The organism is Chitinophaga sp. LS1, from assembly GCF_034274695.1.
Classification (GTDB): Bacteria; Bacteroidota; Bacteroidia; order Chitinophagales; family Chitinophagaceae; genus Chitinophaga.
Map to the genome: position 1 here is coordinate 4,488,968 of NZ_CP128362.1, position 12,329 is coordinate 4,501,296.

At 43.8% G+C, this 12,329-nt stretch carries 3 protein-coding genes; all 3 read left to right on the forward strand.

The window, feature by feature from the left end:
• The first annotated feature begins 1 nt into the window (after nt 1).
• The 3 genes from QQL36_RS18630 to QQL36_RS18640 are packed head-to-tail and all read left to right on the forward strand — an operon-like array spanning nt 2 to nt 12,326.
• Entirely contained in the window at nt 2–4,363 is a 4,362-nt protein-coding gene (locus tag QQL36_RS18630) for an amino acid adenylation domain-containing protein (protein ID WP_321566363.1), read from the forward strand.
• Nucleotides 4,364–4,365: 2 nt separating this feature from the next.
• Nucleotides 4,366–10,479, forward strand: coding sequence for a non-ribosomal peptide synthetase (locus QQL36_RS18635; RefSeq protein ID WP_321566364.1), 6,114 nt, complete (start codon nt 4,366–4,368; stop codon nt 10,477–10,479).
• A gap of 14 nt (nt 10,480–10,493) precedes the next feature.
• Nucleotides 10,494–12,326, forward strand: a complete 1,833-nt coding sequence (locus QQL36_RS18640; protein WP_321566365.1) for a class II aldolase/adducin family protein — start codon at nt 10,494–10,496, stop codon at nt 12,324–12,326.
• The last annotated feature ends 3 nt before the right edge of the window (nt 12,327–12,329 follow it).

The following is a 12,329-nucleotide window of genomic DNA, read 5'->3' on the forward strand; positions in this document are numbered from 1 at the left end:
TATGAGCACCTTTCATATATCTCCCGTACAGAAAAGAATATTCAGACATTCAAGGGAAAAGCAACTATTTCATCATGCATTGTTCCATATAAACGTTCCTGTTGCCCATGATCTGGTACAACGCTGGCGCCAGCTGGTAAATAAGCATAGCATTCTGCGGACTACATTTACCTATAACAACAATGTATTACTCCCGTTCCAGGAAATAACAACTGCAGATCACACAACAGTAAAGGTAATTACAGCGGATGAAAAGGACATCGCGGATAACTGGAATATGTTCACAAAAGAAGAAAGTGATGCCATCAGGCTGATCATCTTTCAGACAACTGAGGAACAACCGGTTTATTTCGGCATCGTCTCGCCGGCTGTATATTTGGATAGCTGGTCTTTACGTTACCTGGCACAACAACTGATCACCACTGCCGGTATAAACGCGGAATCTCCGGAGTTTGTGCAATATGTGGAATGGCTGGAGCAACTTTCCCCTCCGGATGAAGGGCTTCCCGCCGGATTGGAAGCTGCATGGACAACGGGTACAGGAGCATGTACCCTTACGCTGGAAGAAGGGCATGCTGGTGGACAAACCTATATTACACAGGAAGTGATCCTCCCGGATGATCTGTTAACTGAGCTGAACGCTATCGCGCTCAAAATGGACCTCCGGCCATGTGATATCTGGTACTGGGCATGGACAAACCTGCTCGCTTTATACCAGGAGCAGGAACAGGGATCACATCTCCTGGTTTCTTCCGGGCGTAGCTTTGAAGAGTTCAGAGAAATTCCTGGTCCGTTTGCCAAAGCAATCACTTATCATATACGAAAAGAACAGCAGCAGGATATATTAAGCCTGAAAGAACAAAGAGAGAGTCTGGAGGTATACCGTGAATATTTTAATCCGGAAGGGATGCCTGCACATTCCTGTTCTTTTGAATACCTGGAGCGTATACATTTTCCTGAAACGGTGATGAAAGAAATGCCGGCCTGCATAGATAGTTTATCTGTTAATGAACCATTTGTGCTTTCGTTTTTTGCGGAAGAAAGGGTTGATACAACAAGAGTCATATTGCAGGCGAATGAACAGGCTATATCTGCAGTATCACTTGCCTGGATCAGCCATACCCTGCTGCAATATATCAAGGCCTTTGCAGAACAGGAAGGAGATGCAATAAATATTCCTGTATTGTTAACCCCGGATGCAGAAAAGAAAATACTGGATGAGCTGGTATTTGGAACTGACATATTATATGATAAGGAAACATTGACAGATATTTTTATAGATACGGTTACCCGTTTCCCGGAAAGTAACGCCGTGATCTGGGGGCAGGGAAGTATGACATACAGGGAACTGTTCTTTCGCGCCAGGCAATTATCAGAAACGTTAATGGAACAATTTGATATCTCTCCGGGCGATAGGGTAGTCGTACATGTTTCCCGCACAGAAAAAGTGGTGCCGCTTATCTGGGGAATTATTTTCAGTGGTGCTACTTATATCCCGGCAGATAAGCAATACCCGGAGGAAAGGATCCGGTATATCCTGGAACAGTCTGATGCAAAACTCCTCATCACAGACAGTACAATGGATACGATGCTAAAAAAGGTATCCATGGATCAGCTGTTGGCAGAATCCGCTGTAATCAGTTTGTCGCGTTCACTACCGGTATGCGGGGCTGATCATCCTGTTTACATATTATATACATCGGGTACCACCGGTTTGCCGAAAGGTTGTGTGATTACGATGGATAACCTGTTGCATTATACCCGTTGGGCAAACAGTTATTATTTCAATGATGCTGCAGAGGGAGTAATGCCATTATTTACAACGCTGGCATTTGATCTTACCGTTACTTCTTTTTTCTGCACGCTGATGAGAGGAGCTGCCTTATATGTGTTTGGAGAACAGGATTACATAAATCAACTTATCAGTGATTCCTTTAAAGGGTTATCCGGAATAGATACGATTAAATTGACACCATCACACATACGGATTTTGCCATATCTGGATGTGCATACCACTCACATAAACACCTGTATTGTAGGAGGTGAGGCATTACTTGAAAGTGATGTTAAAATATTGAGGGCCCTAAATCCAGGGATGAATATCTATAATGAATACGGTCCAACGGAATGTACGGTAGGCTGTATTGTATGGAAAGTGCCTGAAACATTCCATACAATCCTGGTAGGGAAACCTATCAGTAACACCAGTGCATTCATCTTTAACACGGATATGGAGTTGTGTTCACCCGGTATTGAGGGAGAAATTTATATCAGTGGAAAAACAGTTGGTGCCGGGTATTTCAGGGATGACGAAAAAACAGCAGCCAGGTTTATTCCTGTTGCCGGTACTTCCAGCAAATTGTATCGTACCGGCGACAAAGGCTATTGGATGCCGGATGGTAACATCCGTTATACAGGCAGGAATGATCAGATGATCAAAATCCGGGGTTACCGGATAGAACCGGGTGAAATAGCGGCTGTAATAAGACAGGTGGCTGGTGTGAATGATGCTTTTGTTATGGCATGTATGAATGCAGATAATGAATTGGAACTGGTAGGCTATTATGAAGGAACACAATTATTGACAGATAAAATACAGGCACAGCTTAACATCCATCTCCCTGTATACATGCATCCTCCTCACCTGATAGCGCTGGAGAAATTTCCACTGAATGTAAATGGTAAACTGGATATGGCTGCACTACCTTCTCCCGAAGAAGTACGCGGGCGTATGCATCATTATGTAGCACCACAAAAAAAGCTGGAAAAACTGCTGGCAGGTGTTTGGGAGACTGTAATGAAAAGAACACAGATAGGTATACATGATCATTTCCTGAGTATAGGTGGAGATTCCATTAAAGCTATCCAGGTTGTAGCACGGATGCGCGATATAGGATGGAAATTGCAGGTGGGGGATATCCTCAGGTGTTCAACGATCGCATCGCTGGTGAACTACCTGCAGGAAAATGATCCGCATCCTGAAGCAGATGCCGCCATCACAGGGGAAGTACCACTTACACCCTTGCAGATTAAATTTTTCAACGATAACATTACACAACCTCATTATTATAATCAGTCCATCCTGTTGGATGCGGGAGAGCGGGTGAATGAAGACCGGCTAAAAAAAGCCATTCTTAAATTGTGGCATTCACATGCCATGTTACGCGCTACTTTTCCAATAACAGACAATGTACGCACCCTGAAAATATTACCTGCGGACATGCCTGGAAATGATTGTTTCCTGGTGCTTTCAAGCGTTGATGAGCAGGTAGAAGAAAAGATGAGATACTGGCAGGCACGGTTTGACCTGGAAAGCGGGCCCTTGTTTCGCTGTTTATTGTTCCGCGATGGCGAAAAAGACATGATCTTCCTTTTGGCACATCATCTTATCATAGATGGTGTATCCTGGAGAATCTTACTGGAACAGTTATCCCGGCTATACCTGATGACCAACCCGGAAGACCTTCAGCTTTCAGCTACAGGGTCCTATTACCAGTGGTCAGTTGCTTTGAAGCAGCGGGTGCAGCAGATCTCTGTCGCTGAACAGGATTACTGGGAAAAGATGAGTGAAAGCATAAAAGATGAATGGCCGGCAGAAAGACATATAGAAAAAACATTCCGTCACTATGAATTGCGAAGTGGTGTTTTGTCCGCAGAGAAAACAGGTCAGTTGCTGCACATGAATCTCCATGGCATGGGAATATCGATCGAAGAGATCTTGCTATCCTGCCTGTCTGAAACGATCTGCAGGTGGAATGGGATGGACGAAATAACCTGTTACCTGGAATCTCATGGCAGAAGTAGTACCGGTGATGCTGCTGTTTTTGCAGAAACGATTGGCTGGTTTACCATGAAATACCCAATCAGGCTTTCCGGCATGCCGGATGCTGATGTAGCGGGCAACATTCAGCAAACCATTCATGCGATGGAACAAATACCCGGTAATGGAGAAGGGTATCTTTGTCTTAAATACCTGAAGGAAGAAAATGTGCTTAAAAATGGGAATGAGCCGTTTTTTACTTTCAATTACCTGGGACAAGGAGATACGCTGGATAATACTCCGTTTTCCATTCATAAAATATCCTCTTTTCAACAGGATATCGGGGGAGAAATTTATATGCCTTCTGCGGTTTTCTTTACACTGATTATTACAGATGGTGTTTTATGCATTGATATTTCTTATCACCAGGGAGTTTATACAAGGTCTGCCATTGAAGAGCTGTTGCAGCTATACATACTTACCCTTGAAAGATATATTACCGAATTGCGGAGTGATACCTATTCATTTAAAAGAACATTATCCGGAATAGATACCCAGGGGCTTAATGCAAGGGAGCTGGATGAGATACTTAATTCAATTTAACGATGCAGCATAATATTCAAAGTATACAAATACTAACACCCCTGCAGGAAGGGTTGTTATTTCATTCCTTGGCAAAGACGGATGATCAGGCTTATTTTGAGCAATATTGTTTTACCCTGCCTGGTAAGATAGATGAAGTCTGTTTTGAAAAAAGTCTTGCCTTCATATTTCAACGGCATGATGCATTACGTACAAAGTTTATTGCTGATAAGGGCGTTCGGCCAGTGCAGGTGATACTGGAAAGTATGACACCGGAGTTAAGTGTTCACCCGCTGGAAAAGGATGAACCGGCTAAACAGCAGGCATACCTGGATACATTTCTTGAACAGGACAGGTTACGTTCTTTTGAGCTGCAGTCAGGACCATTGTTCCGGGTAGCGATATTACAACTGGGCGATGTTTCAAAGCTGGTGGTTTCATTTCACCACATAATTCTTGATGGCTGGAGTTATGCGATTATCATGCATGAATTGATCAGTCATTACCGCGCAGAAAAGAACGGGCTGCAGTTTCAACCTGGTAAGCCGGTTTCTTTTACGGGTATTACGGGTTGGCTGGCCACACAGAAACAGGAAGAGATAACGGCTTACTGGTTAAAGCACCTGGATATTGAACCGGATTTTACGGTGGCTTCTTTAACACCCGTTTTTATGCAGCCCTCCGTTAGCATGCAGCAGGTTTCCCTGCAAACGGTTTTAACGAAGGAGGTATCAAATGCATTAAAACAGGCAGCAGTAAACCTCCGGGTAAGCGTTAATTCCATCTTATATGGTATATGGGGAATTTTATTGTCTCGATACAGCCGCAGGCAAAAAGTTGTTTCGGGTGTAACGGTGTCCGGACGTGAAATTGACATCCCTGATGCCGAACGTGTGGTGGGTATGTGTATCAATACAATGCCATTCGCATTCCAGGTAGAAGATACCTTATTACTGGATCAGTATTTTAAGGATATTTCGGGGAGACTGATCAGCAGCTTTCCCTATCAGTATTGTTCCGTAGTGGAAATTCAACATGCGGCAGGAATAGAAGGGGCACTGTTTGATCATATACTGGCAGTGGAAGATTACCCGTTTGATGAAGTGAAAAACCAGCGCGATGATAAGGTATTTGAAACAACTGTATTTGATCGTACCAATTATCCCTTATCTGTTCATATATCTGTAGGAGAGGGTATTTTATGGCGACTATCCTACAACCCGGACAGGTATCCGGATGCACTTATGGTGCAGGTGCTCAAACACATTGAACTGCTGGCTACCCAGGTAGCAGCAGCTGTTAGTCATGGTTTACGGCTCTCAGACATCAGCATATGGGGGGATGTCCATACGAATAGACTGATCAATAGTTTCAATGATACAAAAGGCGATTATCCGGTAGAAGAAACGCTTTTATCGATTTATTACGCGCAGCTAAATCGTCAGTCGCCGGCTGTTCTTGAAGATGAAAATCACCGGTTTACAGTAAAGGAAATAGAACGGTACAGTAATGTGGTACAGTCTGCACTGGCCGGCGCCGGCATTGAAAAAGGGGATGTAGTAGCTATTTGCTGCGAACGGTCTGTATGGCTGATGGTGGCTATCATGGGGGTTTTAAAACGTGGAGCCACTTACCTGCCGATTGATATGCGGTTACCAGAAGAACGTATCTCCTACATGATGCAGGATGCGGGGGCAAAGGTGGTGCTTGGGTATGGTAAACTTTCTTTTAGTACTGGCGCAGATAACCTTTACATAGATATTGAATCTGCTATTCAACAGCCGCATGTATCCGGCATTGATGTGGTTGCCCTGGAACCGGCAGATGCGGCATATATTATTTATACTTCCGGATCTACCGGTAACCCTAAGGGAGTGGTGGTGGAGCATGGGGCTGTGGTGAACAGGATATACTGGATGCAAAAAGAGTATCCACTGTCACAAACAGATTGCATCCTGCAAAAAACCACCAGCAGTTTTGACGTTTCAGTATGGGAGCTATTTCACTGGTTGTTTTCCGGATGCAATACTTTCTTTTTAGCAGCAGGGAAGGAAAGTGCACCAGACGAGATGATACGCACGATCAAAGAGCGGCAGATTACAGTGATTCATTTTGTACCTTCTATGTTGACTCTGTTTATGGACATGCTGTTACAGGAAGGTAATACCAGCGATTGCGCTTCTCTGCAATATGTTTTTTCCAGTGGAGAGGCATTATCCTTTGGAGCAGTACTACAGTTTAATGACTACTTATACCGGCAGCATAATACCCTGCTGATTAATCTGTATGGACCAACGGAAGCGACGGTGGACTGTACCGGGTTTGTTTGTTCTCCTTTAGCGGAAACTTATAAATATATTCCAATCGGAAAGCCTTTGCTAAATGACAGGGCTTATATCTTTGACGAACAGTACCGGTTACTGCCACCGTGGATAGCAGGCGAACTATGGGTTGCTGGTGTCGGCGTGGCACGTGGTTATATTGGTAAAGAATCACTGACCAGGGAAAAGTTTATGGCAGATCCTTTTGTAAAAGGCGAGCGGATGTACCGTACCGGGGATCTTGTGATGTGGAGTGATACCGGCAATCTCATATACCTGGGCAGAATAGATCAGCAGATCAAATTCAATGGCCAGCGGATAGAACCCGGTGATATTGAAGCAAAAATATTATTGTTGAAAGGAGTGCGGGAAGCCGTTGTCCTGTTGCATAAAAAGGCGGCTGGAATTTCCATGTTATATGCTCTTTATACAGGAGATGAAATACCGCTGCTTAGCATCCGGGAACAACTGGCCAAATGGCTTCCTGCATATATGATCCCCTCTGGTTTTAAGTGTGTGGAACATATACCGCGACTGGGCAGTGGAAAGATTAACCGTAAGGAGGTACTTTTATTACTGAAAGATGAAGTGCCTGTCACTGCTGGTTTGCAGGAAGATGCAGTACAACTTGAATTAAGGCAGATATGGCAAAAACTGATCGGGAAGCAGGTAGACCCCGCACAGGATTTCTTTGCCAATGGCGGGCATAGCCTCACCGCTATCAGGATGTTGTCTGCTATCAGAAGAAATTTTGATGTACAGGTTTCCTTACCGGATATATTAACACATAACACGCTGAAAGACCTGTCGGCTTTCATAAAAGAACAGCAACCAGCCTCCGCAACTATTGTTACAGCTTCTCCTGCGCCGGATGCAATGGCACTGCTTCCTGCACAGGAAAATATTTACGTGTTGGAGAGTTTGCCTGATATTGGTACTACTTACCATGTTCCGGGCCTGATCCGCCTGGAAGAAAAGCCGGATGAACAACTTTTGCTGCAGGCTATAAAAGGGCTGATGAAAAGACATACTGTTCTTTGTACCAGGTTTGTACAAATTGATGGTAATGTGCAACAGCAAATACTTCCTGCAGATATAGTATTTGATGCATTCATGATAGTGGGAGGATTGACTTACCTGGAGCCGGATAGCGAAGATCCATTGGCCGTATTCCGGCAGCAAAGGCAAAAAATAGCTATTGATCAGGCGCCATTGTGCAGGTTTTATCTGTTGCAGCAAAATAGTGTTTTCTTCCTGTTAATGGATATACATCATCTTATCACAGATGAGTATTCCAACACTGTATTCCTCCGGGAATTAATACAGTTATATCATCAGGAAGAACTTCCACAGCCTTCCCTACAGTTTCATGATGTGGTAAAATGGTATGAACAAACATATCTTCCGGGAGAGCAATATGCAAACGACAAAGCGTGGTGGGCCACATGGTTGGAAGCATTGCCGGCTTCATTACAGTTGCCGGCTCCGGCTATTACCGGTGATTCATTGTTTGAAGGAAATACATTACAGGATGTATTTCCTGCCGGTGTCGCCGGTAAGATCCGGTCATTGTCGGCAGATCTGGGTGTAACAGACTTCGCCGTAATATTATCTGTGTTCCAGTTGGTATTAGCCCGTTTAACAAAACAAGCCAGCTTTACGTGTGGTATTCCTGTTTCCAACAGGAGCATTGCCGGTATGGAAGAGGTTACCGGGTTTATGGTAAACACGCTTCCCATCCGGGCAGATTTGCTGCCGGCGGTTCCCTTCCGGGAATATATGCGGGAAACAGGCAGGCGGTTAACAGCATTGATGCAACATGCATGGTATCCGCTTTCACATATTCTGATGGATAAGAAGTTAGCCGGCTCCGGTAATACACAACCCCTGTTTAATATTCTTTTCAATTACGTGGTATTACCACAGGATGACGATGAACGGGATTTTCCGGACAAGCAGCTTGAGACGGATGCTAAATTTGATCTCAGTATTGAAGTTACCGCGCAACACGAAACTTTTTTTATTTCTGTGATATATGCTACCGGAAAAGTGGATGCGGCTTTCCCGCAATTATTGTATGATACTTTCTGTGAACTGCTGGAGGGAGATATTAAAAAGCTGAATACTTTCATCGCAGTTAAACTGCCTGCAGTTGAAACGCCGGTGCCATTGATCGTTACAAGGGATACAACTGCCGATACCATTGTATTGCAACAGCTATCCCTGTTATTTAAAGAAACACTGGGGCTTGAAGTAGTACATCCTGAAGATGACTTTTTCTTTTCAGGCGGTCATAGTCTGTTAGCGATTAAACTGATTAACAGGATACGGGAGCGGCTCAAAGTAAAGCTCAATCTGTACGATGTATTTAATAACCCGCGGTTGATCGACCTTGCATCATTGATCACCTCCCTTGAAAGAGCGGCTGATCAGGATATTCCAATGGCTGGGGAGCGCGATTTTTATGCGGTTTCACCTTTGCAGAGAAGGCTCTGGTTGCTTCAGACCAATGAACCGAAGGATATCTCTTACAATATGACCACCGCTTTCAGGGTAATGATTGCTTTAAACAAACCATTACTTGAAGAATGCCTGGATTACCTTGTGCAGCGTCATGATCAGCTGAGAGCAAGCATAGTGCTGCATGATGATGGTCCTGTAGTAAAATTATCAGGAACACTGCTTTCAGCTGCTTATCTGCATTATGTAGATGGTGTTGAAAGCGTAGAGGAATTTAAATCCCTGGCAGGTGATTTCTGTAACCAGCCGTTCATATTGAATCAGGGGCCGTTATTCCGTGTCATGATCATGCAAAATAGTCCGCAGGATTTTTATATCGTATTCAACCTGCACCATATTATTACGGATGGATGGTCTATCTCTATCCTGTTATCAGAATTGATCCTGCTTTACAATGCAAAACTAAAAGGAGATCATTATTCGTTGCCTCCACTTTCTTTACGTTATGTAGATTTTGCACAATGGATGTCTGGAAGGAATCAGCAAGACTCATCCGCATACTGGTTGTCGAGAATTGGACCACAGATCCGGCAGGCCGCTTTTCCACATGTAAAAACTGAAGACAATTTATTGGGAGCCACTTCGAATTTTATTCTGCCTGACGATCTTTCACGTCTGGTTATACAAACAGCCCTGGAAAGGAAATGCACTACATTTCAACTAATGATGTTTGCTTTTGCATTATTGCAATCCAGGCTTTCGGGCAATGATCATTTTATAATTGGCACCTCTGTATCCGGGAGGACGAGCAGTGCCATGGAGCCTGTTGTAGGATTTTTTGTGAATATGATGCCTGTGGTTGTAAATATTGATAAACAGGTTACACTCCGGGAAGCCTTACAGCATTTTGCAGCAGGTATGGCTGCTGATATGGCACATGCCGCCATTCCATTTGATGAGTTGTCTGCCTTATTCAGAAAAGACAGAGCGATACAGTTAGGGAATTATATCAACACCCGGTTTGTATATAACGATTTTTCTTCGCTGGATATACATGCCGGTGATATTGCAGTTGAAGAGATAGAAGTGAAAATGGAAGGAAGCAAGTTTGATCTCAGTTTTACCGTGCAACCACTCGGAGAAGGTTTATCACTCAATGTTGAATATAGAACAAGCATGTATACCCAAACGGTGATCCATACTTATGCGAATCAATGGCAAATGATGCTGAAACGTGTTTGTGAATTGGACGACGTGAAGGTGGAATCGCTTTTTTTAACCGGTTGGGATGAATCTGCTGTCAACCTGAAATCCCGTTCTCATGAACTATTGAAACATTTGAAAGGTGTATCATAAATAAAACTGAACAGATGAAAAAAGAAGATGTTTTACAATCCTTGAAACGTGCGGTTCCAAAACCTGTTATAGCCGGCAAAACCGTAGAGCAGGAAATTATGCAGGGAGGTACTGAACATACAAAGTATGCCGTGTTATCCTGTAATGATAATAATACCACTTTAAAAGACTGGTTAATTGCCAATAAACCACAGGTTGATAAATTATATACCACTTACGGTGCTGTTCTTTTCAGGGGCTTTAAAGTTGGCAATGAAGATGATTTCCAACAGGTATGCCAGTCATTTGCAGGGAAGTTGCTGGATTATACAGAACCATCAACGCCAAGAACAAAGGTGAATGATAAAGTATACACTTCTACCGAATATCCAAAAGAAAGGCATATTCCGCTGCATAATGAACATTCATATACTGATACGTGGCCGGGTAAAATATGGTTTTACAGCAGGGAAGCGGCTGTTTCCGGCGGGGAAACGCCTATTGCAGATGCTGCACTGGTATACCGGCTGATGCCGGTTGCCCTGAGAGATAAATTTGAACAACTGGGAGTAAGTTACGTGAGAACATTCCACAAGGATATAGATCTGCCCTGGCAGAAGGTGTTTGGTACGGATAGCAGGGAAGAAGTGGAGATGCTTTGTAAAAAGAAAGGGATGACTTTCAGCTGGAAAGAAAACGATGTATTACAAACATCCTATACTGTTCAGGGAGTAGCAGTACATCCTTTATCGGGAGAGAAAGTCTGGTTTAACCAGGCGCATCTTTTTAATATCATGAGCCTGGATGAGGTCACCAGGACATCACTGATAGAATTATTAGGAGCAGCAAACGTACCCAGGAACAGTTTCCTGGGAGATGGAAGTGTGTTAAGCAAAGAAGACCTGGATGCTATTGCCACTGCCTATACTAAAGCTTCGATTATATTTCCCTGGCAGAACAATGATGTGTTGTTACTGGATAATATGCGTTTCGCACATGGAAGAAGACCTTTTACGGGTAACCGGAAGGTACTGGTAGCGATGTCTGACCCTATTTCTCTGAAACCGGAGGTTACACCTGCCGGCGCTATAACCAATGCCCGCAGAAATACATCTGCTTTTTTTGGACGGAAAGCAAGACCTCAAACCGAAGAGTGGCTGCGTTACCGGCTGGCAGGCCTTTACAGGATACTGGCTATGGAGGGACTGGATGAAGGAATCAGTGGTCATATCTCCTTAAAAGTTCCTGGACAGGAAGATCTTTTCTGGGTAAACCCATTCGGATTGTTTTTTGAAGAGGTAACCCCGGATAACCTCATTACCGTAGATGGCAAAGGCAATGTTGTAGCAGGCGATTATCCTGTTAATGTTGCCGGATTTTGTATACATGCAGCACTGCATAAAGGCCGGCCTGACATTCATTGTATTGTTCATACCCATTCTCCCCACGGCATCGTATATACATCACTCGGCTTACCTATAGCGCCCATCAACCAGACATCCTGTATGTTCTTTGAGGATCATGCTTTATATGATGAATATAATGGTCCGGTATTATCAGATAACGAGGCGCAGCAATTGCTCCATGCAACCGGGGATAACCATACGCTTTTACTCCGGAATCATGGAACGCTGACAATGGGAACAGAACTTGAGTCTGCTGCTATTCTGATGATTTCTGCAGAGCAGGCTTATACCACTAACCTGATGGCCATGCAATCAGGAACACCGCTACCTATTGCTCCGGATGTAGCCAGGCTTACCAGGCAATGGATTGCAAACCCAATGAGTATGCAAATAGAGTTTGATGCGTATTTGCGAAAAGCCGAACGTTTTTATCCTGATCTGATCCAATATAAACCTCTTTAATAT

Coding starts and splice junctions, on each gene's coding strand:
- QQL36_RS18635 (WP_321566364.1), top strand. CDS start 4,366: ATGCAGCATAATATTCAAAGTATACAAATACTAACACCCCTGCAGGAA.
- QQL36_RS18640 (WP_321566365.1), top strand. CDS start 10,494: ATGAAAAAAGAAGATGTTTTACAATCCTTGAAACGTGCGGTTCCAAAA.
- QQL36_RS18630 (WP_321566363.1), top strand. CDS start 2: ATGAGCACCTTTCATATATCTCCCGTACAGAAAAGAATATTCAGACAT.